We start from the raw sequence: 24,593 nt of genomic DNA, 5'->3' as shown, positions 1-24,593 counted from the left end.
CTCGTCCATGTGTTGGGTCCTATTGGCTTGTCGTCAGTTCTCTGCGTGGTAACAGGCTAGAACACGAACTCGTGATACGTTGCATCGACTTCGGATTGGGTGATGCCGATGTAGGCCATCGTGACCGCTGGGCTGCTGTGATTCAGTACCTTGCATATTTTCTCGATAGACACACCACCGTTGTACATCAACCAACCCCGCGTCTTTCGCATCGAGTGGGTGCCCAGTTGCAGGCTCATTTCTTCACCTGCGGCCTTGAAGGCGTTAGCCACTGAGACACGGCTTACGGGCTTACCCTTGGCCCGGTTGCTGTCCACCTCGAATAGGTACTTGTGTGTGGGGTGAGCGGCCCTGCGGCGGCCTATGTAAACGGCATGCTCTCGTGTTTGCGATAGATACTCTAGCTCAATTCTACTTCAACCTCCCAAGCATTAGTTGATAATTCTCTGTAAGCTTAAGGTTCTTTGCCAGGAAGATGAATTATGTCCATATTTACGAGAGAGGAAAGCCTTTTGGTTTGAATTCACGAGAAAAGGGAGATTGAAGAACGTCATATATCTACGCTCTCAACGCTGATCTCATTCGGATGGGTAACTGGTATTCGGGCTGGCGAAGATAAGTTTGGTGAAATTACCTTAACTCCAGTAGGTAAGGCCAAGGTGCGGGAAGTGATTATGCGCGACTGATTTATCTCAAGTGCCCAAGAGAAAGTGGTCTCGTTCCGGATGTTCAAATGGATGTCATTCTTTACGCTGCGCGCTAACATGGGCGGACGATTGTCGCGATTACATCGTGACGGTTTGCGGCACCGTTTCTACTTAGGATTGACCAAGGGCGGGTGGCTTGGCTTCCTGCTTGTTTATGTTGGAAGGAGGGCAATGGGATTACTCGCGATTTGGCCACATTACGGAGTCGAAGAAGCGTATTTCGTTAAAGGTTACTAGAGTTCCCCGCCCCCTTTCGCACTGATAATTCCAGCATCATTCGTTTTTAGGTCTGGTGGATCATTCCCTTTTACCTTTCATTTTCAGCAGGCTCGAGGGGCATCATGACCTGAATATAACTTCTGTAGATATGTAGGCACGGCAAGCCAAAATTCCATTGGGTGGCGCTAGTTGCACATACCTGTACCGAAGTAATGATTCGGATTTTTCTGCAGGCTCTTAATGAGCGGCCCGACGTTTTGCCTCCAGGCCAGCAAGCATGACTATTGCAGAAGCAGCTAAGTGCAATCCATAGGCAACAATCTCTGGTTCGACAGTTCTGACAGCCTCGCCTTGGCCGTGCCCCCCATTTTTGTTCCGCAAGGTAGGTATGCCGCTGGTGAGTACGTTAACCAAGGATTGAAGTTGAGACTCGTTGTACGCAGGCATGAGATCAGCATCCCTGCACGCTAAGATTAACTTTGATGCCGTGTCACCAGCACTATAAGCTTTTCCGTTAGCCGTCAGGATTACCTTCATTGTGCTTTCAAAGGCCTTTAGGGCGTCGACCAATGCCTCCTCTTGGTTGCCATGGCGGTAATGCTCGTAAGCACCTAAGAATTCATCTCGTGGACCTTCGTATTCTTCACCGTTGAGAAATCCAATAGCCGGTTTCACTACTTCCGCATGCAGTAGCTGGGAATCAATTCGAATGATTTTTCCATCTATAAGTTCGTATCCGCACCCAGCCTCTTTGAATCTCTCATTGAGTTCATTTAGGCAATCGTCAACGTGTTCGTTCGAGTTTTTGCGTTCCGCATAAGAATACTTACGCGCAAAGGTATCTCCGAGGCTATAGCACAACTCAACGACATCAAGGCAGCGCTCAACATCTCGCTCTTGCAGCAGAAAGTCATGGAGTTCTGTGAATGATGAGTTGACGTAACCTGTTACTAAAGAATGTAAGCCGTATTCTTTCTTTAAAATGACAACGATCTCGTCGTACAGGGCCTTAGGCGTCCTTAGCCGGTGATGGTGGTAATTATCCTGATCTCCCAGAAGATCTTTGATCATGTACGATAACTGTGCTCGCAACGTGTTAGGGAAAGCGTCGTAGACATAGACATCAGGAACCTCACCACGCAACTTCCTTTGACGCTTGGAATACAAGTCGTATATTGGCATCACAGCCGCCTTGGCTTGAATTGTGAGGTTGTATCATCCGCGATCCCGAGTGAGATTTGCAAGGCCATTTAGATCGCCGATCACAAGCGTGTACCTGGAAGTGGATAGCATCTCTAAATTAGGCACGCCCAAGCTCGACCTTGGGCAAACCCAAAGTCACATGGAGTCTTCATCCAAGGTTTTCATGGCTCTCATAGTGTTTGCAGCGACAATTTAGACTCCGTTGTCTGAAAAGCTTCTTAGCCATTTCCTCAATGGCCGTGGTAAGGGCGTCACGGTTTGCGTCCGCCGTAGCGATGTTGGATTGTCTGACATCGTTATCATCCTTGGTTTATGTTTTGGGAGTCGTGGTTCTTCTTACTGTTGGCTCGTGCTGTAGGGGTAACTGCCCGAACCCGTCCATTTGCTTGCGTTCGATTCGCCTGTGCCTCTGTGGTCCTGATCACTACGCAGCGGGCAATCTAAGTGTGTCAAACGGAAGCTCAGTGCAGGATATCCCTTCTCTTAGGGCTTGAGACAATGCAGAATGTCCTGATCTTCAAGTTAGGGGTTAAAATGGAAAAGCTGATCGCGTCAATTCAAGATTTCCCTGTGATTGTCCAAGGAGCCATGGGGTCTGCGCTTTTTGCATTAGTGTTGTATGTCGGCCAAAAAATAGCTGCATATTGTTTCGATAGCGTACGCGCTAGGTCGAAAAGAAATCAGATTAGACAAATAAAAGAACAGTACATACGATTTTGCGCTATTAGTGCAAGGGAGTTCACGGAGAGAACTTATTATGTATCGGTGCTCTGGTTAAGGGCGTCGCGTCATTTAGTTAAAGCGTTGATTTGGTTGGTGTTGGGCTTGGTGTCTGAGTCTGCGTTTGGAGCGCTGGGAGCGTTTGGGCCGTTTGGTGCTGTAGGGTTTATGGGGGCAATTTTCTATTTGTTTCTTGCGCTAAATATCGTTAAGCCCATAGAGTTTGATGGGGATGTCGAGCAAAAAACTAAAGAGCTAAAGTCAGAGATGGATAAATTGTGTATTAATTACGCGGCATTTGATGAGCGGATTAAGTCGCGTAAATCTGATTTGTAAGTTTAGCTCGGTCGGTAGGTGTGGAGCCTGATTTTTCCAGGCTTCATTCAGTAATCTTAAATGCAGCAAGTTTAATCGGTTTCATCTTTTTGTAGCTCGTGAGCAGTGCTTTAACCGTTCTTGGTCAGGACTAAGCACCCTCTCTTGATCCGCTGATATCAGCGGTTACAATAATTGGTATCTGTCCTCGATGTCATTCCGAAAGTTAGACTCTAACGAAATATTAGGCTAAAGAATGCGGCAGATCGGAGGATTTTCCGCACACAGTGGGTCAAGGTTAAGAGCCAATCTCATGCCGCGTAGCAGTTAGCGACCAAGAAATCAAAGTATGCTGGGCTCAAAAAGCCGTCCGTCGGCGGCTAAGAATCATGGCAGCAGAAAATCACACGTCTTAATCTGAGCTGTTACCGGTTGGTGATGCCTACTGATTATTCTTCAAGCACTTCCCCGGCTCTACGCAGTGCGTCTTTCGCGTTCGACCAAGGTTTATAGTCGGCCTCTGTAGGCCAAGGTGCATTGGGGCGACGGGACTGCTGGATCTTGTGATTGAGCTGTTTCTCTTCTCTCTCAAACGCTTCATGGGCTTCATCGAAAGCTTTTATCTGTGCTGCCCTGACTTTTTGTACTGTTGTCGTGCTGCACTCCAGTAGGCCTGCTACTTTGCGGACACTCTTACCATCAGCCAGCAGTTCACTGATACGGTCTCGTAGTTTGGTATCCACTGGACGACCCTTGTACGCGCCATCGGCCTTGGCCTGCTGGATACCTTCAGCTTGACGGCGACGGCGGTCCTCGTAGTCCTTGCGTGCGACCACTGCCAAGATGTCGAGCAGCATTCCGTTAACAGCTGAGATCATGCCCTTAGTGAAATCGTCCATTCCTTCAGTGGGCTTCAGGACTGCGTGGCTGGTGCTCAGATCAATGGAAACTACCGTCACTTTCTTGGTTGCAATCTTGGCCTTCAATAGGGCCCAGTCGTCTTGGACGAGCCTGGACAACCTGTCCACACCCTCAATCAGCAACACGTCACCTTCGTGGCTGTCATCCAGCAGGCGAAATAGTTGGGGCCGCTCAAGTTTTGTGCCGCTTACGTTCTCGATGTAGAAGGCTGCGATTTTATGCCCTCGCTCGCTAGCAAAGTCGATTAACGTCTGTTTTGCACGGGTTGCATCTTGTTCAGTTGTGGAGGCTCGCAGGTACGCACGGATGAACATGAACACACCTCGTTGTGTTAGTTAGGGTGTGGCATATGCTGGTGTGTCACTTAAGGTTTGTAAAGGCATTTTGTGATACGGTGAATGCGGTCGCTCTGATCATTTTTTGTACAGTCGCTTTGTGATGCGTCAGGCATACCTGAAGTGACACATCGGCTGTGGCCAAATGCTGGGTTCCTGACCTTCTATGAAGCACGGGCTATACGTTGGCTCACATAACTAGCAATCGCGGCTGGGCAGCTGATTCAGAATTTATCGTCATTGCCACCGAGAACGTAACGGGCAATAACCATTCAATTATTATGGTTAACGACAGAGTCGGGCAATCTGCTTGATACCCGTCCTTGTATTCCCCGTAAACAGCGGCTTTGGCGAGTTTAGGGGGATGAAAGGGAGCTCACCGGCGCCAACGAGAGATAGATACTGATTGGTTTTTGATTAGCTGTATCCAGGGTGGCCGTAAACAGGTAGCCATCCTTTTCACCTGCTGAGAACAATAGTCTCCACATCGGCGATGAGTTCAGACGGCTGGCATTTCAACGCGATGGCCAGCTTGAAGATTATGTTGATAGTGGGCTGATGAACGCCGCGTTCTATGAGGCTGACGTAGTTTCTTTGGACATCGGCCTCCAGCGCCAGCTTTTCCTGCGTCAGTCCTGCGAGTTTCCGCCGCTCGCGGAGAACTTTACCGAATGCCAACCCTGCGTCCAAACCATGTCTCCCTCGTTAGAGGGTTGCACTGTCGGTTGCATGGCTTCGAAGGTCTTCACAGGATACTGTGAATTTGTGACCCCGCATGGCACCATTCGCTGTAACGTCATTGGCATCTGTTGTCAGCCTGAAGGGCGGGCCAGAGCCATCGTGTGAGCTAGTTAAAGTGACTACATTCCCCAAGGAGAGCAGCGTGATGAACGCACTTAAAGGTAAAACCTCGTACGCTTCCGGCGACGAAGCTGAAGTCGTATACGCCAATCCATTAGCCTTAATGGAATTGAGCCTGTTGACTCGAACGAACCCGCACGCTGTATCAGTCATGCTTACGCTGATGTCGAGCATGGGTACCAACGGAGATGTTCAGACTACCCAGGCGACGGTGGCCAAGCACTGCAACTCCACACTGCAACAAGTCGAGAAGGCCATCGCCGACCTTATCGATGCCGGTTGGATACACTCGGTAGATGCGAGCACCGAGCCTGGTGGTCCACTGGTGTGCTTTGTGAGTCCTGACATGGCCAGAGCCGAAAAGCCTGAAGTGCTGCTGCAAGGTAATTGAACGTGGCAGATGCCACAGACGTATCTCTGTACAAGAGGATCAAGATCAAGATCAAGATCAAGAGCGGGGCAGAGGCTTTTGCCTCCTGCTCTGCCCTTACTTAACAGAGTAATAATCGTGTCTTGGGCACCAGCTATTATTTGCTGGCGGAGAAATCAAAAAGTGTGAGCGTGTTGAATCATTAAGCGAACCGCACGAGAGTTCCTTGTCTTATTCCACCTTGCGGTAGAAGTGGTCACATCATGCAGCCAAGTGAATCACCCTTTACTATAAGAAAGCGCCGTCAACCCGTCATACCCGACATAACGTTGCTCGAGACCTTGCTGTGTGGGGGTTACAGCCATGACGGGTGATTCTTTAACCCGACATGAACCCGCCATACCCGTCATGAACCTCGTGTGTTTGAATAGACCCGTCGTAACTCCGCAGGCGAAGAAAACTCCGATAGACCGGCTGTTAATCCCTTGGGGGTAATCCAAAATCTACCGAATGTCGTTCGTTTCACCTTGCATCCCAATTCGGACAATCTCGCAGGTACGGCACGATTGCCCAAGGCGTCCCCGATGTCCGTGCGGTACTTGAGCTCAATGTCCGGAGCCTTTACAACCAATTGGTCTGCTATGTAAGCAGCGATGAACTCGGCTAGCCCTTCATGGGTAAGGCAACCTATCATTTCCCGCTTGCTGACGGTCATTGGTGGATCGCCCCACGACTGGAACTCAGACAGGTCCACGGTCTCCATTAAATCCCGAACGATCTGCATGCCCCCTTCCTGCTCCAGCCAAGGTTTGAGAATCGTATTGATGAAGATCATTGTTTCTTCTTTAGACTCTTTATGTTTGATGAAGGCGGGCACCCAAAATCGGCGGTCTTCACGTTCCAGCGGCAACGGGAAATGGTCATTGCTCGACATTATGAAGTTTAAGAAGTTATCCACCTTGGTATCGGGGATATGCTTTCTCCGCAGTGTCACCGTCCTGTTCCCTTGAATAGATTTCAGCGTGTTAACCGTCCACTGGGGATTCTTGTAAACTTCGTCAATTAGAATGACGGTCTTACCAACGAGAGCATCATTGAAGTTGCCTACAATTTCACTTAAAGCCACTGTGCCTACGCTGGACTTCCCCAGCAACCCAGACAAAATCGTTTCAACCAAGAAGCCCTTTCCGACCCCATGGTCTGAACGCAGCAAAACAGTAGCAGTGATACGCTGGCCAGGGTAGCGGACAGCATGAGCTAGCCAATCTCGGAAATAGTGTCTCTCTTCAGGGATGGGAAACAGGCGTTGTAGGAATTCAATGAAGGGCCCAGCATCGCGTCTTGACACCGCGTTACCACTCGCCCGGATATCCGGACCGGTCCACATGTTCAGTAATCTGTTATCGCCGTCGTCTATAATTCTACGGTAATCGCCGGGGCGGAAATCCTCAGCGAATACGATAGGGAGCATGTACAGCAGGATTTCACCTGTAATGTCTCCAGTCCCGCCTGCATCTCGGTAAGCCTGAACCAGCATCATAGGGCAGCCTTGTGGGGCGACTCCCATGTTTAACAGGTCGCGGAATTTGGGGCGGCTGTCCGTCGTAGGGACAATCACGAACCGATTCTTCACAGAGCGAATAGCGGTGATGTTTTGGCTATTCAAGTGCGTTACATTATTCTGGTTGTCAGAAGAATGTACAATTTTATTCATGTTTTAATAGTGCTCTCTTGGGTGAGTCGGTTTCAATGGATAACGACTTCAGTATGTTAGGCTGTACCTTGGTTTTTCCAGTACTTAATTATCTCTTCTACCTCTCTGTCGCTGCATTCTTGGCGGTACTTCTTGTGTCGTGGCATACGTTCATGCAGGTCGTCTGAATAGAAGTTCAGATCTTTGCCATTGTTGAGCACGTCATTTAGCTCGTGCTCGCTAAGAAAACCCCGATAGGTTCGCTCGATCCATTCTTTGTTAACTCGTTCAACAAAATGTGTTCTTGCCCGAACGTCCGATTCTTTTCCGTACCCGGTAGAGTGGGAACATGATTCAATCGTCATTGTGCTACTTGAATGTATCACCCAAGCGTGGGCGTGAAGGGCTATGGCCGAAGCGACTGAAGCACATGTTAGGCCGATCTCGACTGTGATCTTTGCCTCGCACTCGTCCATTCGGCGGCATAGGTAGTCACACGTATTAAAGTCCCCGCCAGATGATGAGAGCTGGATGTACACTTCATCCCCTTCTGACGCGCATGCCAAGATCTTAACAAATTCACCATACTCATAAATTTCACCGATATCGCCGGTAATAGGCACTACATGTCGGAATGAGCTTCTTGTTTCTGTAATAATATTCATCGGGTAATACTCTTTCCCAATGCTTTCGATGTTGCTTGTGTTGTATTTCATTAGATCTCTCTTCTAATAGAGGATTTTTGGCGTTGTAGTCCCGTCGCCACAAACTTGGTGTTGTGGTTAGGGTTCTGTTTGTTTAGATTCGCTAGCGATTTTGAAGGCTGGCGAGTCGCCTTTTGTTAATGCTACAGCCGCTTCGGATGTTAGAGCATGGCTGGTATGAAGACACCAGCCATTTTTAGGGAGTAGTTCGTCCAGGTCGTTGCATAAATTCGTCCGGGTTGTATACATCCATGTTTCTTGCGCTTTGTTACAGTTGTAACGTTGATTTACAGGCTAAGCGTGTTCAATGCTGTGGTGCATGCAAATTTTCACAAGCCATCGCGGCCGTGCTTATCGATGAACTTCTGAAGCCAGATCATGCCTTTGCCGGTGAGAAGAGGCAGCGCCTGGAGTTCACGTTCGCCCGTTTTAGGGTTTTCATAAAAACCTTCCTTCACTTCAAAGTAGCCTGCATCCAGATACTGCTGATAAGGCATGTTCTGCTGGTGTGGACGACTCATCAGAATTTTGTGGCCACGGAGGTAATGAAGGAGACGGTTCCGCCCTGTGTCCAAGATCTTGCTGGCTTTGGTTGGGTTCAGTAGGCCATCCCGTTCGTAAATCTTGTTGTAGAACTCAACTTTCTCGGCGTCTTCAGCGAACCGTTGTTCGAATGCCTCGAGTTTGTAAGCCAGCTCGCAAGCAAGACTCAGAGCACCAGTGAGAGTGTCTGGCATGGAAATGACATCATGCTTCTTCTCTGCTTCCAGTGCAGACCAACGGTCATAGACCGCTGCCCGCATTGTGGTGCTGTAGCCAGTCAGCAAAATGTCGACTTCCCGTCGTGGCAAGTTGAAGCACGGGTTCTGCTTGCCATTCGAAGCTGTGTAATAGCCAGCAAATTTGCTGCCTACTCCCAGCTCGCTCAACATTCTGCGAATATCACGCATTACATCCGAATGATGTTTCCCTGTCAGGTCTGCTAGCTCCCGACTGCTCATGGTAGTCGTTGTGTAACGGCATCGACTGCCTTCGGGGGAGGATTCTGTGTCGTGATAGGCAAGGAAGGGCATAACTGGGCGCTTCAGTACTGCGGTGTTAGTGTTGTAATCTTGCATCATTATGTTGTCTCTTTTTTAGTTTTTGTGCACGCTGGAGTCTTACGGTTGTAAGTTTTAATTTGTTTGTTTAATGTTGGCGTGCGTTGATGGTTTTGTTGCTTGTTAATTTAGTGCGTATGTTTTTTCTATTCTTTGGGTGTTAGTGGTCCTTGTTTGTTTAATGGATTGAAGCATGTGGGGGTGTTGCCGGGGCCGAGAAGTTACAAGTAAGTAGTCTTGTGTAAGGCTGTCCTGTCGAAAGTTATGGTTGCGGGTGAGCGATTGGGCTTTCCAGTTTTTGGGTGTTGTAGTGTCAAAGTCTCAGTGGTGGAGCGGTCCCGCTCAGTAGTGTTAGAAGTTTGTCGGTTCACTTGGGGGCGTTGTTGTTTGGTTGTCTTGGCTGGTGTGTCGTCATCATAAGATATTTTATAGGTGGGTCAATAACTTCCCTCAAAATAGATGAAATGTTTTTTAAGAGGCTTTGGATGAACTATCGCGTTTTTGTGTGTTTATCTTTAGTTAAACTCGATCTTATTGAAAATGTTTCTTCAAGCTGTTTGCTTGCTTTGGATGCTGTTGTGGGGCTGCAGCTCAAGAGCCTAGGCGTTTGGGAAGGTGTGGATGGTCGCTAGCGCTAACGCCATCGCTTTCAGCGGGTTACGACTTCCGTAGATGCTGAAGGTGACCGCGCCGTCCTCGTGTCCAGCGATCCGCTTGATCAGCGAGTCCTGTACCCCAGCGTCACGCAGATCGTCGATGAGCGTGTGGCGGAAGCTGTGGAAGGTTTTCCTGGGATCAGTGATTCCCCGCTTGTTCTTGAATCGTCCGAACCACTTCGACGGTTCATGTCCTAGCTTCCCTCGCACGGCTCCCAGTTCAGGGAATAGGCGAGCATTCCCGGATCCCCTGACTGATTCAACATGCTGCAATAGCCCTAGGTCCACCAGAGCTGGGTGCAGTGGAAGAATGCGACGACTGCTGGCGTTCTTCAGGTTTTGGCCTTCACGGCTGTCGTCGATACGGATGCACTGAATGCCCTGTTGTTCGATGAAGTCATCCACGCGCAATTGGCAGAGCTCTTCCAGTCGAGCACCGGTGGCACGCCCGAGCAAGGGCAACCAGTACCTCCATGGATGGTTACGAGCCTCTTTTCGAAGTGCGTCGTGGTTCAGCAGGGTTATCAAATCCTGTCGGTCGAAGGACAGCCGAGCTTCTTTCGCTGATCCGGTCATTACCTTCAGGCCTGCCAACGGGTTGTGCGAGAGGTATCCGTTGGTCTTGCACCAGTTCATGAACGCGGTAAGTTTGCGTAGACGATTGTTCACGGTGACGGCGGTGATCGTCTTGTACGTGGCGCCCGACTCAACGACCTGCTTCAGCGTCTTTCCCTTGAACTCAGGGCGTAAGCCGAAGTACTGCGGGCAACGACTTAGCCGCTCCTTCAATAGACGTGCTTTCTGCACATCGAAAGCCAATGCTGGCATGTCGCCCACCAGCTCGAACAAATCAGTTAAAGCACGTTCGATGTCGCCCATGCTGCTGGCCCGCCAAGTGCCGCCACGTTTTCCTTCTTCTATATAAAGCTTCGAAAGGGTGGCAAGGGTAGGGCCATCGCTTCTTGGCATCGCTGCGGCAGCTGGAGCTATCCGTGGAGAAGACGGGATAACTTGTTGCGGGGCTGTCTCACGCCAATGTAGGCATAACGCACGGAGCGTCTCAGGAGGTGTCAGGGGGTGTTCGTTTAGGTGGGTGTGTACCCGCTGAACGATTGAGCATGCAAGGAAAAGTGCGGCTTGGCGTTCTCGTACCCGAAGACTTACGCGAAGGGTGTGACGGTTCGGAAACAAATGCTTCGGCAATCGAAGGTTCAGATAATAGATGGACTGGCGGCGAACGATGTAAGCCATTGGAGAGCACCATAGTGGACCACCCGAGTGGACCAATTAAGTGGAACAATTCTGTTCACACCCCGTTTTCTGACTGCCCGTGCAGAGAGTTTGCACGGTAGAAATATTGCAACCCTAAGAGCCTGAAACCCTTACCCCGCAAGGTCTGCAACGATACCCGAGCATGCTGGCATGCCACCTGGTCAGATCCGGAAGGAAGCAGCCACAGCGGGAACATTGTGTGCCGGGGTGTGGCTGGTGGGGTTACCACCTTAACGTCTTGCTACAGCCTTGCTGGCAATCGCCAGCCCATCCGCGCTGTCAGCTTCTTCTCCTGAATCCTGCTGTTTGTTGCCCTCCGAGCGTTTCTCGGTCCAGGGTGTTTTCTGCTGTCTGCCCCCAGCGTCGTCGCTAACAGGTGCCGGGCTTTTTTGCGGGCGCGTGAACGACACAGCAGAGGCAGCGATCAACGTTGCCTCTGCTGTTGGTTGTATGTGGCGCTAAGGCTTGGACAAGGCGTGATCAACCGCTGCGATCAGCTTTCCCAGATCCTTTGGGGGGGCTTTGTGTACGACACCAAACAGATAGGCTCGCTGTTCGTCTTCGTCGCCAAAGTCGGCGAAAAACACTTTGAGCTTCACTCCCAGTGCGCTGGCAAGCATGAACAGGGCTTCAACGCTGGGGGTATAGGTGCCGGTTTCGAAGCGGCTGATGGTTTTAGGGTCAAAACCGGTTCTTTCGCCGAGTTCAGCCTGAGTTAGCCCCGCTACCTTGCGATAACGTTTGATGGCTGGACCCAAACTTGAAATGTGCATCGCTCAATTCCCATTTAGAATCAAGAACTTAACGATAGATTTTGACATTGCACAACTGCATGATTCATCACCTTACTTTCATATATGTGATGTATTTCGTAGAATTGGCGCTTGATACGAGCATTGGGTGGCTAAAGATCCGCAGTTGGGGCGATGTGAAACAGCCATCATTGCGCAGGTTTCCTCTGTACGGGAAGCGGCAAAAATGAACCAGATGGCTGGTTGAGTGTCGACCGTGCGGATTTTTGTCTGACTGGTTAGAAGCCTTTAAGGCTAGTTGGTCTTCGCCCGTTCGGGGGCCATCACCTGCTGTTCATGGAGTGTTAATGTGCATCTGAATATGCCAGCCCGCACGATTAAAAGGACTTTGCCTGCGCTGCCTCCCCGGCGGCGACCTGCCGAGCCATTCTGCTACGCCCCCCATACCTCTTCCAAGCGTTGCGCGCTGGTCGAGCGGTATTACCGCTAGCCACCACAGGCCGAACTCATGGACGAGAAATACCGCAGGGCGGTGGATGCAGCCGCCCTGTTTTCCGAAACCGACCTCAATGGTCGAATCACTTACGTCAACGACCAGTTCTGCGCGGTCTCCGGATACCGCCGGGAAGAGTTGCTGGGCGTTGATCACCGGCTGCTCAATTCCGGCCTGCACCCCGACGAGTTTTTCGCCACGCTGTGGCGCACCATCGCCCTGGGCAACGTCTGGAAGGGTGAGCTGTGCAATCGAGCCCGGGACGGCAGCCTGTATTGGGTCGAAAGTACCCTGCTGCCGGTGCTGGACAAGGCGACCGGGCGGGTGCACCGCTACGTGTCGATTGGCTTTAATACCAGCGAGCAGCGCCAGTTGCTGCATTCGCTGCAATGGCGGGTCGGGCATGACGTGTTGACCGGCTTGCCCAACCGGGCGTTCCTCTCAGACTTGCTGGACCAGGCCCTGGACTGTTCGCGCATCGAGGAGGTACCGCTGGCGGTGTGCATGCTCGACCTGGACGGTTTCAAGGCGGTCAACGACGGTTATGGCCACGCCAGTGGCGACCTGCTGCTGGTGGAAGTGGCCAAGCGCCTGCGCAGTATCGTGCGTGGCGAGGATGTAGTGGCACGCCTGGCCGGGGACGAGTTTGTGCTGATCCTGCGCTATGTGCATGACGTCGCGGAGCTGCGTGCGGCGTTGAACCGGGTGTTGGGGGTGATCTCGGCGGCCTATTCAATCCAGGGCAAGGACATCCACGTCTACGCCAGTATCGGCGTGACCCTGTTCCCCCAGGACAACGAAGATGCCGAGACCTTGTTGCGGCATGCCGACCAGGCCATGTACGTGGCCAAGCAGAGCGGGCGCAACCGTTTTCACCTGTTTGATGTGGTACGCGACCGTGAGGTCAGGGCGACGCACCAGACCGTCGCCCGGGTGCGCCAGGCCTTGCTGGACAACGAGCTGTGCCTGCACTTCCAGCCCAAGGTGAATATGCGTGGTGGTGTCGTGGTCGGTTTCGAAGCCTTGTTGCGCTGGGAACACCCGGAGAAGGGTGTGGTGCCGCCCAGGGAGTTTTTGCCGTTGGTGGAAGAAACCGACCTGATCGTCGACATTGGCGAGTGGGTCATTGATCAGGTGCTGGCGCAGTTGGCACTGTGGCAATCGGTCGGGCAGCAGTGGCCGGTCAGCGTCAACATCGCGGCCCGGCATTTCCAGCGCACGGACTTCTTCGACCGGCTCAAGCAGGTGCTGGAGCGTCACGCCCGGGTCGCCCCCCATCTGCTGGACCTGGAGATTGTCGAGTCGATGGCGATCGAAAACATCCAGCATGTCACCACCTGCCTGCAGGCCTGCCAGGCGCTGGGGGTGAGGTTCTCGCTGGGGGATTTCGGTACCGGGTATTCGTCCCTCAGTTACCTCAAGCGCCTCAACACGCAAACCATCAAGATCGATAAATCCTTTGTCCGCGATATCTTGCATGATCGCGACGACCTGGCCCTGACCACCGCAGTGATCGGCCTGGCCAGGGCGTTTGGTCGAGAGGTGATCGCCGAGGGAGTGCAAAGCCTGGAGCATGGGCAACTATTGCTGAGCCTGGGGTGCGAAGTGGCCCAGGGATATTTCATTGCCCGGCCGATGCCGGCCAGCGAAGTGCCGGGCTGGGTCGCCGATTTTGTCGCGCCCAGCCAGTGGCAGGCGCTGGATGAGGCCATCTGAGCCTAGGGTGACGGTTCTTGAGAGCCGGTATACAGGCGGATGATGTCGTCGATCTCGCCGGACATCTTCATGCGCAGCAGGGTCCGCAGAATGCGCTGCACCGGCAGGTCCGGATCGTTGCGCACGTAGCAGCCGACGTGCAGCTCCTGCAGGACCGCGACGGCGCGCAATTGCCGCTCCGGCAATAGACGTTGATTGAACCAGTCCAGGGTCCACTGGTTGCTGACCCCATACTCATTGCGCCCGGCCAGCAGCTTTTGCAGGACCTGGTCCTGGTTGCGGGCGTCGTCGCGCTTGAGTTGCCCGCTATCGAACAGCGGCTGCAGGGTAGGGTAGTGGTAGCTCAACACCGTGCCGATGGTTTGTGGTGCGAGGTCGGCCGGGACTACCCCAGCATGGTGGTGCTGGTTGCTGATCAGCAGGTCGCGCTGGAACCACAGAGGAATGCTCCAGATGTAGTCGCCGGACTGGTTGGGTAGCCAGGATTGCGCGGCGTAGCAACGGACGTCGATTTCCCCGTGCTCCATGGCGTTTTGCACGCGCGCGCGCGCCAGGACATGGAATTCGGCGGGCAAACCGACCTGGGTCGCCAGGCTCAGCATCACGTCATGCAGAATGCCCTGGGTCGGGCGACCGTACTCGATTTGCACCATGGGCATGGCCCAGCTGTCGGTGATCGCGAAGCGTAAAGGGCTGGGCGCGGCAAGAGTGCTGGCGCTGACCAATAACAATGCCCCCAAGGCTGACCGCATAAACACTCCAGCAAATACCGCCCGACGCCGATTAAAACGTCCCCCGAACACCAGCTTAGCCAGATTAGCCGAGCACACCGGATGCAATTTTGCCCTTGCTCCGCTAGCATTACCCGCTTCCGCTTCCCAGTCGCGACGGTTTTCGATGAGTTATCAGGTTCTTGCACGTAAATGGCGTCCGCGCTCGTTCCGCGAAATGGTCGGCCAGACCCATGTGCTCAAGGCTCTGATCAATGCCTTGGACAGCCAGCGGCTGCACCACGCCTATTTGTTTACCGGCACTCGCGGGGTGGGCAAGACCACCATCGCGCGGATCATCGCCAAATGCCTGAACTGTGAAACAGGTATCACGTCGACGCCGTGTGGCACCTGTTCGGTGTGCCGCGAGATCGACGAAGGGCGCTTTGTCGACCTGATCGAGATCGACGCCGCGAGCCGAACCAAGGTCGAGGACACCCGCGAACTGCTGGACAACGTGCAGTACGCGCCGAGCCGTGGGCGCTTCAAGGTCTACCTGATCGACGAAGTGCACATGCTCTCCAGTCATTCCTTCAATGCGCTGTTGAAAACCCTCGAAGAGCCGCCGCCCTACGTCAAGTTCATCCTGGCGACCACTGACCCGCAGAAACTTCCAGCAACGATTTTGTCTCGATGCCTGCAGTTCTCCCTGAAAAACATGACGCCGGAGCGCGTGGTCGAGCATTTGACCCACGTCCTGGGTGTGGAGAACGTGCCGTTCGAAGACGACGCCCTGTGGTTGCTCGGGCGCGCCGCCGACGGTTCGATGCGCGATGCCATGAGCCTGACCGACCAGGCCATTGCTTTCGGTGAAGGCAAGGTCATGGCGGTGGACGTGCGGGCTATGCTCGGCACGCTCGACCATGGGCAGGTCTACGATGTCCTGCACGCGCTGATCGAAGGCGACGCCAAGGCGTTGCTCGAAGGTGTCCGGCACCTGGCCGAGCAAGGCCCGGACTGGAATGGCGTGCTCTCGGAAATCCTCAATGTGCTGCACCGCGTGGCGATTGCCCAGGCATTGCCGGACGGTGTCGACAACGGACAGGGCGACCGCGACCGGGTGTTGGCGCTGGCCCAGGCCCTGCCGGCCGAGGATGTGCAGTTCTATTACCAGATGGGGCTGATCGGTCGACGCGATTTGCCGCTGGCCCCCGATCCGCGGGGCGGCTTTGAAATGGTCCTGCTGCGGATGCTGGCTTTCCGCCCGGCAGACACCGCCGATGCGCCGAGGCAGCCGCTAAAGCCAGTGGGGATCAGCCAGGCCACAGTTGATTCCGCTCACTCAGTGGCTGGCGCGGTACCTGTTGCGCCGGTCGTGGCCGCTGCGCCGCCGGTTGCCGCGCCTGCACCAACCCCTGCGCCTGTTGCACCTGTTGCGCCGGTGGTCGAGCCGGAGCCTGTGGTGCATGTGGCGCCTGAGCCGGCGGCCGCTGTCGAGGAGGTCGTCGATCTGCCCTGGAACGACCCGGTAGAGCCGGCGGCTGCGCTGCAACCGGCGGTCGAGCCGGTGCTCGAGACCGTCGCCGAACAGCCAGACCTGACACCGATGCCCGTTCCGGTGCCCGATAGCGTGGTGCTGGATGCGCCGGAATGGGCCGCCGCGCCGATTCCCGAGCCTTCAGTGGCCCAGGTGGATGCCGCCACCCCAGGTATGGACCTGGATGACGAGCCGCCGCTGGACGAGGATTACATTGAGCCGGACATGGACTCGGCGTACAGCTACCTCGATGAGCTCGCCAGCGAGCACACCGCCGAGCCTGCGCCGGCACCGGAACCCGAGCCTGCGGCGATGCCAGCCACCGGCCTGGCGCTACAGTGGCTGGAACTGTTCCCGAAACTGCCGATTTCCGGCATGACCGGCAGCATCGCCGCCAACTGCACGCTGATCGCCGTGGAGGGCGACCAGTGGCTGTTGCACCTGGACCCGGCCCACAGCGCGCTGTTCAACGCCACCCAGCAACGGCGGCTCAACGATGCCCTGAACCAGTTGCTGCAGCGCACCCTGACAATCAGCATCGAGCTGATCAAGCCGGAGCAGGAAACCCCGGCCCAGGCGTCGTCCCGGCGACGTGCCAACCGTCAGCGCGAGGCCGAGGATTCGATCCACGGCGATCCGTTCATCCAGCAGATGATGCAACAGTTCGGCGCAGTGATCCGTAACGATACTATTGAACCTGTCGAGGCTCTGGTCAGCCAGGGCTAACAAACTGAAGGTGCTCGGCCCACTGGTCCGGGCGCCGTTTTGATCCACGTACTTTTGAGGTGATTCCCATGATGAAAGGTGGCATGGCCGGCCTGATGAAGCAGGCGCAGCAGATGCAGGAAAAGATGGCCAAGATGCAGGAAGAGCTGGCCAACGCCGAAGTCACCGGTAAAGCCGGTGGCGATATGGTCACCGTGGTCATGACCGGTCGTCACGACGTCAAGCGCGTGACCATCGACCCAAGCCTGGTAGAAGGCCTGAGCGAAGATGACAAAGAGATGCTCGAGGCGGTGTTCGCGGCTGCGGTGAACGACGCCGTGCGCAAGATCGAGGCCAACAGCCAGGACAAGATGTCCGGCATGACCGCCGGCATGCAACTGCCACCGGGCATGAAACTGCCATTCTGATTCGCCTTCAGGCGGCAGATGAGTTACAAAAATGCCAGGCATAGCGCTTGGCATTTTTGTTTCTGGCTGACAGATATGTGTGGCTGACATGCCGCCATCGCGGGCAAGCCCGCTCCCACAGGATTCGCGGCGCTCGCAAAACCTGTGGGAGCGAGCTTGCTCGCGATGAAGTCACCCCGATGCAACTGAATAAACATCGAACGCCATACCGCCACAAAGGTCTGCTCCCTATATCACTGAACCTCAACGATCACAGGAGACGCTGCCATGTCCGACGCCATGACCCTCAACCAACGCATTGTCCTGGCTTCTCGCCCGGCGGGTGCGCCAACGCCGGAAAACTTCCGCATGGAACGGGTGGCGCTGCCCGATCTGGCCGAAGGCCAGGTGCTGCTCAAGACGCTGTACCTGTCGCTTGATCCCTACATGCGCGGGCGCATGAGCGACGCACCGTCCTACGCCGCCCCAGTGGCCATCGGCGAGGTCATGACCGGTGGCGCTGTCAGCCGGGTCGAGCGCTCGCTGAACCCGAAATTCCACGAAGGTGACCTGGTCGTCGGTGCCACCGGCTGGCAGAGCCACAGCATCAGCGACGGTCGGGCCCTGATCCCGGTGCCGTCCGGCTTGCCCAGTCCGTCCATGGCCCTGGGCGTGCTCGGCATGCCGGGCATGACCGCCTACATGGGGCTGATGGACATCGGCCAGCCCAAGGAGGGGGAGACCCTGGTCGTGGCGGCTGCGTCCGGGGCCGTAGGCTCGGTGGTGGGCCAGGTGGCGCGGATCAAGGGCCTGAAGGTGGTCGGCGTCGCCGGCGGCGCGGATAAATGCCGCTACGTGGTCGATGAGCTGGGTTTTGACGCGTGCATCGATCACAAGAGCGCGGACTTTGCCGAGCAACTGGCGCAGGCGTGCGGTGCTGGTATCGACATCTACTTCGAAAACGTTGGCGGCAAGGTATTCGACGCGGTCCTGCCGTTGCTCAATCCCAAGGCGCGGGTCCCGGTGTGCGGCTTGATTGCCCAATACAACGCGCACGAGGCGCCACCGGGCCCGGACCGCATGCCGCTGCTGCAGCGCACGTTGCTGACCAAGCGGGTGCGGATGCAGGGGTTTATCGTGTTCGACGACTATGGCGATCGCCACTCCGAGTTTGCCAAGGCCATGGCGCCCTGGGTACGCGAGGGCAAGGTGAAGTTTCGCGAGGACGTGGTCGAAGGCCTGGAGCAGGCGCCCGAGGCCTTTATTGGCCTGCTGGAGGGGCGCAACTTCGGCAAGCTGGTGGTGCAGGTGGCCAAGGACTGACCGACCGATGAGCATTTGACGCTGGCCAGAGGCGCGGGTATAAACCGCGTCTCGTTGTTTTGTCGGACCTTTGCCCATGAGCTTCAGCCCTTTGATTCGCCAACTGATCGACGCCCTGCGCACCTTGCCTGGGGTCGGCCAGAAAACTGCCCAGCGCATGGCGTTGCAACTGCTCGAACGCGACCGCAGCGGTGGCTCGCGGTTGGCGCTGGCCTTGAGCCAGGCAATGGAAGGGGTCGGTCATTGCCGTCTGTGCCGTACCCTGACCGAAGAAGAACTGTGCCCGCAGTGCTCCGACACCCGCCGCGACGACAGCCTGCTGTGCGTGGTGGAGGGGCCGATGGACGTGTATGCCGTGGAGCAGACCGGCTTTCGCGGTCGCTACTTCGTGCTCAAGGGCCATTTGTCGCCACTCGATGGCCTGGGGCCGGAAGCCATTGGCATTCCGCAATTGCTGGCACGGATCGAAGACGCCGGTACCTTCAGCGAAATCATCCTGGCCACCAACCCGACCGTGGAAGGCGAAGCCACCGCTCACTACATCGCCCAGTTGCTCGCCAACAAAGGCTTGATCACCTCGCGTATCGCCCACGGCGTACCGTTGGGGGGCGAGTTGGAACTGGTGGATGGCGGCACGCTGGCGCATTCGTTTGCCGGGCGTAAGCCGATCGCGTTGTAATCCAGCATCTGGTTTGATGCCTTCGCGGGCAAGCCTTGCTCCTACGGGCATAAATCTGTTGAAAACCAAGCAAGCGCTCGGTTAACTTCGCTGAACCTTCAGTGGAGTTCGCCGATGCCTGCCTTCCAGGAATACTTCGATCCCAGCCATGAATTGGTCCGCGATAGCGTAAGACGTTTCGTCGAACGCGAGATCATCCCGGACATCGACCAGTGGGAGGAGGCCGAGGGCTTTCCTCGCGAGCTCTACCTCAAGGCTGGCGCGGCGGGCATCCTGGGCATCGGTTACCCCGAAGCGCTGGGTGGTAGCCACGAGGGTGACCTGTTCGCCAAGATCGCCGCCAGCGAAGAGCTGATGCGCTGTGGCTCCGGCGGGCTGGTGGCGGGGCTGGGATCGCTGGACATCGGACTGCCGCCGATCGTCAAGTGGGCGCGGCCCGAGGTGCGTGAGCGGGTGGTGCCGCAGGTGCTCAGCGGCGAAAAGATCAGCGCGCTGGCGGTCACCGAGCCTAGCGGCGGCTCCGACGTGGCCAACCTGCAGACCCGTGCTGTGCGCGACGGCGATCACTACCGGGTCAATGGCAGCAAGACCTTCATCACCAGCGGGGTGCGCGCGGACTTTTATACGGTGGCGGTGCGCACCGGCGACACCGGGTTCGGCGGCATCAGCCTGTTGCTGATCGAGCGCGACACCCCAGGGTTCAGCGTTGGGCGTCAATTGAAGAAAATGGGTTGGTGGGCGTCGGACACCGCCGAGTTGTTTTTCGACGATTGCACAGTGCCCGTCGGGAACCTGATCGGCGCCGAGAACATGGGCTTTGCCTGCATCATGGGCAACTTCCAGAGTGAGCGCCTGGCCCTGGCCCTCATGGCCAACATGACCGCGCAACTGGCACTGGAAGAAAGCCTGAAGTGGGCCCGCCAGCGCGAAGCGTTCGGCAAGCCCATTGGCAAGTTCCAGGTGCTCAAGCATCGCCTGGCGGAAATGGCCACGGCGCTGGAGGTGTCCCGGGAGTTCACCTATCGCCAGGCGGCAAAAATGGCTGCCGGGCAAAGTGTGATCAAGGAAATCTCCATGGCCAAGAACTTCGCCACCGACACCGCGGATCGGATCACCCACGACGCGGTGCAGATCCTCGGCGGGCTGGGCTACATGCGCGACAGCCTGGTGGAGCGGCTGTACCGCGACAACCGGATCCTGTCCATTGGCGGCGGCACGCGGGAAGTGATGAACGAGATAATCAGCAAGCAGATGGGGCTGTAGATTGCGCTATGGCGGCTTGCCCGCGATGATCTCAGCACCGACACCGGCTACTGTTCGGACAAGGCAAACTGCGTCAGGCAGAACGTCGGGATGCCCATGTCTTCCAGGCGCTGCGAGCCGCCCAGTTCCGGCAGGTCGATGATCGCCGCGGCTTCGAAAATTTTCGCGCCCATGCGCCGGACCAGATTGGCCGCGGCAATCAGGGTGCCGCCGGTGGCGATCAGGTCATCGAACATCAGCACTGAGTCGCCTTCGCACAGGCTGTCGGCGTGGACTTCGAGGAAGGCTTCGCCGTACTCGGTCTGGTAACCCTCGGCCAGTACGTCGGCCGGCAGCTTGCCTTGCTTGCGAAACAGCACCAGTGGCTTGTTCAGTTGATAGGCCAGCACCGAGCCGATCAGGAAACCACGGGCATCCATCGCGCCGATGTGGGTGAAATCGGCCTCTACATAACGATGGGCAAAACTGTCCATCACCAGGCGCAGGGCCTTGGGCGACTGGAACAAGGGAGTGATATCGCGAAAGATCACGCCAGGCTTGGGAAAGTCGATCACGGGGCGGATCAGGGATTTGATGTCGAAGGAGTCGATGAGCATCGTCGAGATGTCCTGGCAGGCTGCAAATGCAGCAGTATAACGGCGGCCGAGCAGGTTCGCTCGGCCGCCCGTGCCTCCTCAGCCTTCGACAGAGCCGCCGGCCAGCGCGCACAGTTGGATCGGGTCGAGGATGTGTACTTCCTTGCCCTCGGCGGCGATCAACTGGTTTTGCTGGAAACGGGTGAACACCCGGGACACGGTTTCCACCGCCAGCCCCAGGTAGTTGCCGATTTCGTTGCGCGACATGCTCAGGCGGAACTGGTTGGCCGAGAACCCGCGTGCGCGGAAACGCGCCGAGAGGTTGACCAGGAAGGTGGCGATTCGCTCGTCAGCGGTCTTCTTCGACAGCAGCAGCATCATTTGCTGGTCGTCGCGAATCTCGCGGCTCATCACCCGCATCAACTGACGGCGCAATTGCGGCAGTTGCAGGGCCAGTTCATCGAGACGCTCGAAAGGGATTTCGCACACTGAAGTGGTTTCCAGCGCCTGGGCGGACACCGGGTGAGACTCGGTGTCCATGCCCGACAGGCCGACCAGTTCGCTCGGCAAGTGGAAGCCGGTGATCTGTTCTTCACCGCCGTCGCTGAGGCTGAAAGTCTTCAGGGCGCCGGAGCGCACGGCAAATACCGAATCGAATCGGTCGCCCTGACGGAACAGGAACTCGCCCTTTTTCAGCGGACGGCCGCGTTTTACGATGTCGTCCAGCGCATCCATGTCTTCCAGATTCAGCGATAGTGGAAGGCAGAGGGGGGCCAGGCTGCAATCCTTGCAGTGAGCCTGGCTGTGAGCGCGCAGTTTAACTGGCTCGGACATTTCTTAGATCCTTGTGGGAAAAACACACATAAGACGTAAGGGTACCCCACGGGAGGACCCGGAGGCCAGACTGCGGCAACATGGCGCAGTCTATTTGTCCGTAGCCTGGGTCAAATTACTCGCGAAAAACGCTGGCGGTTCTGCTGTTCCAGGTATGCGTCGAACACCATGCACACCGATCGCACCAGCAGGCGCCCGGCCGGTAGGACCAGGATTTTCTCGCTATCGAGTTCAATCAGGCCATCAGTGGCCATGGCCTGCAACTGTGGCCAGAGCTCGCCGAAGTAGCCACGAAAGTCGAGGTTGAACTGCTGTTCGATGGTTGCGAACTGCAGATGGAAATTGCAGATCAACTGCTGGATCACCGCTCGCCGGATCCGGTCGTCCTGGGTGCAGACCAAGCCACGGCTGGTGCCCAGTTGTGAGCTGGCCAGGGCATTCTGGTATTCGTTGAGATCGCTGCTGTTCTGGCAGTACAGGTCGCCGATCTGGCTGATGGCCGAAACCCCCAGGCCAATCAGGTCGCAATGTCCGTGGGTGGTATAGCCCTGGAAGTTGCGCTGCAGGGTGGTCTCTTCCTGGGCAATGGCCAGTTCATCGTCCGGCAGGGCGAAGTGGTCCATGCCGATGTAGCGATAACCGGCGGCGGTCAATTGCTCGATGGTGCGCTGCAGCATCTGCAGTTTTTCCGCCGGAGCGGGCAGGTCGCTGCTGTTGATCCGCCGCTGCGGCATGAAGCGCTCGGGCAAGTGGGCGTAGTTGAACACCGAGAGCCGGTCCGGCTGCAGGCTGATGACTTCCTCGACGGTGCGAGCGAAGTTTTCCGCGGTCTGCTTGGGCAGGCCGTAGATCAGGTCGATATTGATCGAGCGAAATTGCAGAGTGCGCGCCGCATCGATCACCGCACGGGTCTCTTCCAGACTCTGCAGGCGATTGACCGCCCGCTGCACTGCCGGATCGAGGTCTTGCAGGCCGATGCTGACCCGGTTGAAGCCCAGTTCGCGCAGCAGGCCCATGGTCGACCAGTCGGCCTCGCGTGGGTCGATCTCGATACCGTAGTCGCCGGAGTCATCGTCCAGCAGGTTGAAATGCTTGCGCAGTTGCGCCATCAGCTGGCGCAACTCGTCGTGGCTGAGGAAGGTCGGGGTGCCGCCACCAAAATGCAATTGCTCGACTTTCTGCTGCGGGTCCAAGTGGCAGGCCACCAGCTGGATTTCCTGCTCCAGGCGTTGCAGGTACGGCAACGCACGGCCACGGTCCTTGGTGATGACCTTGTTGCAGGCGCAGTAGTAGCAAATGTTCGCGCAGAACGGCACATGCACGTACAGCGACAACGGTCGCTGGGCCTTGCGACTCTCGCGCAGGGCATGGAGCAGGTCGAAGGAGCCGACCTGGCTGTGGAATTGCACCGCGGTCGGGTACGAGGTGTAGCGAGGTCCCGCCAGGTCGTAACGGCGGATCAGATCTGTGTCCCAACGAATGGCGTCGAGCATGCGGGCATTCCCCGGATAGGCTGGCAGTGACAGCGAGTCTAGGGGGTTGCCAACGTGGGCATGTTGACTTGTATCAAGGGGCGCAGCGGGCGCAGCGGGCGCCGTGCTCAGTGCCCCATCAACCAATGCTGATGTGGCCCCGGCAGGGTCCAGATGCCGAACAGGATCACCAGCAGGCCACCCGCCATGCGCACGCTACGCTTGCGCAGCAGGGCGGTGACTCGTTCGGCGGCCAGCCCGGTGGCCAGCAGCACCGGCCAGGTGCCGAGGCCAAAGGCGAGCATCAGCAGCGCACTGTCCAGCGCATTGCCCTGGCTGGCGGACCACAGCAGGGTGCTGTACACCAGCCCGCAAGGCAGCCACCCCCACAGCGCACCCAGCAGCAAGGCGCGCGGCAGGCTCGAGACTGGCAGCAAACGGTTGGCCACTGGCTGGATATAACGCCACAGGCCACGGCCCAGGCTTTCGATGCGGGTCAGGCCGCTCCACCAGCCCGCCAGATACAGGCCCATGGCGATCAACAGCAGGCCGGCGAGGATGCGCATGAACATCGCCGCCGGGCTGTTGGCCACTGCCCATCCCGCTAGGCCGATCAGCAGGCCGGCGGTGGCGTAGCTGAGAATCCGCCCGAGGTTGTACGCCAGCAGCAGGCGAAAACGCCGACTGCGTTGTTCCTTGGGGATCGCCAGGGTCAGCGCGCCCATCAGCCCGCCACACATGCCCAGGCAGTGGCCGCCACCGAGCAGCCCGAGGATCAGTGCCGAGACCAGCAGGGGTGCCAGTTCAAGCATGGGGTGGGGTCTTGTCGGTCGGCTTGGCCGGATCCGTCGGGTGGCCGTCGGCTTCGTTGATCGCCGCCTGGTGGTTAGGGTCCTGGTCGTCGAACAGGATGCTGTGGGCCGGTCCGTCGAGGTCGTCGTACTGACCGCTGTCGACCGCCCAGAAGAAAATGTAGATAGCGATGGCGACGATCAGCAGTGCCGCCGGGATCATCACGTAGAGAGCTGGCATCGGGACTCCATGCGCGCGC

22 protein-coding genes and 1 pseudogene are annotated in these 24,593 nt (G+C 56.5%); 8 read left to right on the top strand and 15 right to left on the bottom strand.

The window, feature by feature from the left end; translation table 11 throughout:
• Positions 1–56: 56 nt before the first annotated feature.
• Positions 57–365 carry a tyrosine-type recombinase/integrase gene (locus CKW24_RS03910; protein WP_256585399.1) on the bottom strand — a complete coding sequence of 103 codons (309 nt, stop codon included), beginning with the start codon at positions 363–365 and terminating at the stop codon, positions 57–59.
• Positions 366–1,163: 798 nt separating this feature from the next.
• Positions 1,164–2,108 (bottom strand): STM4504/CBY_0614 family protein, encoded by a 945-nt coding sequence (locus CKW24_RS03905; protein WP_095165413.1) that lies wholly within the window; start codon positions 2,106–2,108, stop codon positions 1,164–1,166.
• A 555-nt stretch (positions 2,109–2,663) separates the two neighbouring features.
• Here CKW24_RS03905 and CKW24_RS03900 point away from each other — a divergent pair.
• Complete coding sequence (locus CKW24_RS03900; RefSeq protein WP_143501105.1) at positions 2,664–3,185, top strand: hypothetical protein; 522 nt, start codon at positions 2,664–2,666, stop codon at positions 3,183–3,185.
• A gap of 611 nt (positions 3,186–3,796) precedes the next feature.
• Here CKW24_RS03900 and CKW24_RS03895 read toward each other — a convergent pair.
• Together CKW24_RS03895 and CKW24_RS03890 are read right to left on the bottom strand one after the other, a co-directional pair.
• Positions 3,797–4,399 (bottom strand): annotated as a pseudogene (locus tag CKW24_RS03895) (recombinase family protein); the annotation flags it as partial.
• 480 nt (positions 4,400–4,879) lie between these two features.
• A complete protein-coding gene (locus CKW24_RS03890; RefSeq protein WP_095165408.1) occupies positions 4,880–5,110 on the bottom strand; it encodes a helix-turn-helix domain-containing protein in 231 nt (76 codons plus the stop codon).
• A gap of 196 nt (positions 5,111–5,306) precedes the next feature.
• Between CKW24_RS03890 and CKW24_RS03885 the strand changes: the two genes are divergently transcribed.
• A complete protein-coding gene (locus CKW24_RS03885; RefSeq protein ID WP_095165406.1) occupies positions 5,307–5,672 on the top strand; it encodes a helix-turn-helix domain-containing protein in 366 nt (121 codons plus the stop codon).
• Between the two features lie 385 nt (positions 5,673–6,057).
• On the opposite strand, the gene CKW24_RS03880 is transcribed toward CKW24_RS03885, so the two are convergent.
• The 5 genes from CKW24_RS03880 to CKW24_RS03860 all read right to left on the bottom strand — a co-directional run bounded on the left by CKW24_RS03880 (position 6,058) and on the right by CKW24_RS03860 (position 11,849).
• Positions 6,058–7,365, bottom strand: a complete 1,308-nt coding sequence (locus tag CKW24_RS03880) for a primase-helicase family protein (RefSeq protein ID WP_095165404.1) — start codon at positions 7,363–7,365, stop codon at positions 6,058–6,060.
• Between the two features lie 56 nt (positions 7,366–7,421).
• Positions 7,422–8,060: a Clp protease ClpP gene (locus tag CKW24_RS03875; protein ID WP_095165402.1), complete on the bottom strand. Its 639-nt coding sequence runs from the start codon at positions 8,058–8,060 to the stop codon at positions 7,422–7,424.
• Positions 8,061–8,377: 317 nt separating this feature from the next.
• Complete coding sequence (locus CKW24_RS03870) at positions 8,378–9,169, bottom strand: phage antirepressor KilAC domain-containing protein (RefSeq protein WP_095165400.1); 792 nt, start codon at positions 9,167–9,169, stop codon at positions 8,378–8,380.
• Between the two features lie 578 nt (positions 9,170–9,747).
• Complete coding sequence (locus tag CKW24_RS03865) at positions 9,748–11,055, bottom strand: site-specific integrase (protein WP_095165398.1); 1,308 nt, start codon at positions 11,053–11,055, stop codon at positions 9,748–9,750.
• 479 nt (positions 11,056–11,534) lie between these two features.
• The gene (locus CKW24_RS03860) at positions 11,535–11,849 is read right to left on the bottom strand and encodes a helix-turn-helix domain-containing protein (protein ID WP_095165396.1); all 315 of its coding nucleotides are present in this window, start codon (positions 11,847–11,849) and stop codon (positions 11,535–11,537) included.
• 487 nt (positions 11,850–12,336) lie between these two features.
• Here CKW24_RS03860 and CKW24_RS03855 point away from each other — a divergent pair, with 487 nt between their 5' ends.
• On the top strand, positions 12,337–14,037 hold the full coding sequence (locus CKW24_RS03855) for a bifunctional diguanylate cyclase/phosphodiesterase (RefSeq protein WP_095165394.1): 1,701 nt from the start codon (positions 12,337–12,339) through the stop codon (positions 14,035–14,037).
• Positions 14,038–14,039: 2 nt separating this feature from the next.
• On the opposite strand, the gene CKW24_RS03850 is transcribed toward CKW24_RS03855, so the two are convergent.
• Positions 14,040–14,789, bottom strand: coding sequence for an ABC transporter substrate-binding protein (locus CKW24_RS03850; protein ID WP_095165392.1), 750 nt, complete (start codon positions 14,787–14,789; stop codon positions 14,040–14,042).
• Positions 14,790–14,934: 145 nt separating this feature from the next.
• On the opposite strand from CKW24_RS03850, the gene dnaX reads away from it, so the two are divergent.
• The 5 genes from dnaX to CKW24_RS03825 all read left to right on the top strand — a co-directional run bounded on the left by dnaX (position 14,935) and on the right by CKW24_RS03825 (position 20,661).
• Complete coding sequence (gene dnaX, locus CKW24_RS03845; protein ID WP_095165391.1) at positions 14,935–17,010, top strand: DNA polymerase III subunit gamma/tau; 2,076 nt, start codon at positions 14,935–14,937, stop codon at positions 17,008–17,010.
• 68 nt (positions 17,011–17,078) lie between these two features.
• Entirely contained in the window at positions 17,079–17,417 is a 339-nt protein-coding gene (locus CKW24_RS03840; RefSeq protein WP_008028561.1) for a YbaB/EbfC family nucleoid-associated protein, read from the top strand.
• Positions 17,418–17,684: 267 nt separating this feature from the next.
• Positions 17,685–18,719, top strand: a complete 1,035-nt coding sequence (locus tag CKW24_RS03835; protein WP_095165389.1) for an NADP-dependent oxidoreductase — start codon at positions 17,685–17,687, stop codon at positions 18,717–18,719.
• A 76-nt stretch (positions 18,720–18,795) separates the two neighbouring features.
• The gene (gene recR / locus CKW24_RS03830) at positions 18,796–19,398 is read left to right on the top strand and encodes a recombination mediator RecR (protein ID WP_095165387.1); all 603 of its coding nucleotides are present in this window, start codon (positions 18,796–18,798) and stop codon (positions 19,396–19,398) included.
• A gap of 114 nt (positions 19,399–19,512) precedes the next feature.
• Positions 19,513–20,661 carry an acyl-CoA dehydrogenase family protein gene (locus tag CKW24_RS03825; RefSeq protein WP_095165385.1) on the top strand — a complete coding sequence of 383 codons (1,149 nt, stop codon included), beginning with the start codon at positions 19,513–19,515 and terminating at the stop codon, positions 20,659–20,661.
• A gap of 47 nt (positions 20,662–20,708) precedes the next feature.
• Here CKW24_RS03825 and CKW24_RS03820 read toward each other — a convergent pair whose 3' ends face one another.
• The 5 genes from CKW24_RS03820 to ccoS all read right to left on the bottom strand — a co-directional run bounded on the left by CKW24_RS03820 (position 20,709) and on the right by ccoS (position 24,574).
• Positions 20,709–21,257, bottom strand: coding sequence for an adenine phosphoribosyltransferase (locus CKW24_RS03820; RefSeq protein ID WP_095165383.1), 549 nt, complete (start codon positions 21,255–21,257; stop codon positions 20,709–20,711).
• A 78-nt stretch (positions 21,258–21,335) separates the two neighbouring features.
• Positions 21,336–22,070, bottom strand: coding sequence for a fumarate/nitrate reduction transcriptional regulator Fnr (fnr, locus tag CKW24_RS03815; RefSeq protein ID WP_095165381.1), 735 nt, complete (start codon positions 22,068–22,070; stop codon positions 21,336–21,338).
• Positions 22,071–22,180: 110 nt separating this feature from the next.
• Positions 22,181–23,563: an oxygen-independent coproporphyrinogen III oxidase gene (hemN, locus tag CKW24_RS03810; RefSeq protein ID WP_095165379.1), complete on the bottom strand. Its 1,383-nt coding sequence runs from the start codon at positions 23,561–23,563 to the stop codon at positions 22,181–22,183.
• Positions 23,564–23,670: 107 nt separating this feature from the next.
• Positions 23,671–24,354 (bottom strand): sulfite exporter TauE/SafE family protein, encoded by a 684-nt coding sequence (locus CKW24_RS03805; RefSeq protein ID WP_095165377.1) that lies wholly within the window; start codon positions 24,352–24,354, stop codon positions 23,671–23,673.
• A complete protein-coding gene (gene ccoS, locus CKW24_RS03800; protein ID WP_095165375.1) occupies positions 24,347–24,574 on the bottom strand; it encodes a cbb3-type cytochrome oxidase assembly protein CcoS in 228 nt (75 codons plus the stop codon). Before ccoS ends, CKW24_RS03805 begins: the two co-directional genes overlap by 8 nt.
• Positions 24,575–24,593 lie beyond the last annotated feature (19 nt).

It is taken from the genome of Pseudomonas sp. Irchel 3H3 (assembly GCF_900187635.1).
Classification (GTDB): domain Bacteria; phylum Pseudomonadota; class Gammaproteobacteria; order Pseudomonadales; family Pseudomonadaceae; genus Aquipseudomonas.
The sequence above is the reverse complement of the archived record's forward strand: the minus strand, read 5'-3'. Positions and strand labels throughout refer to the sequence as shown.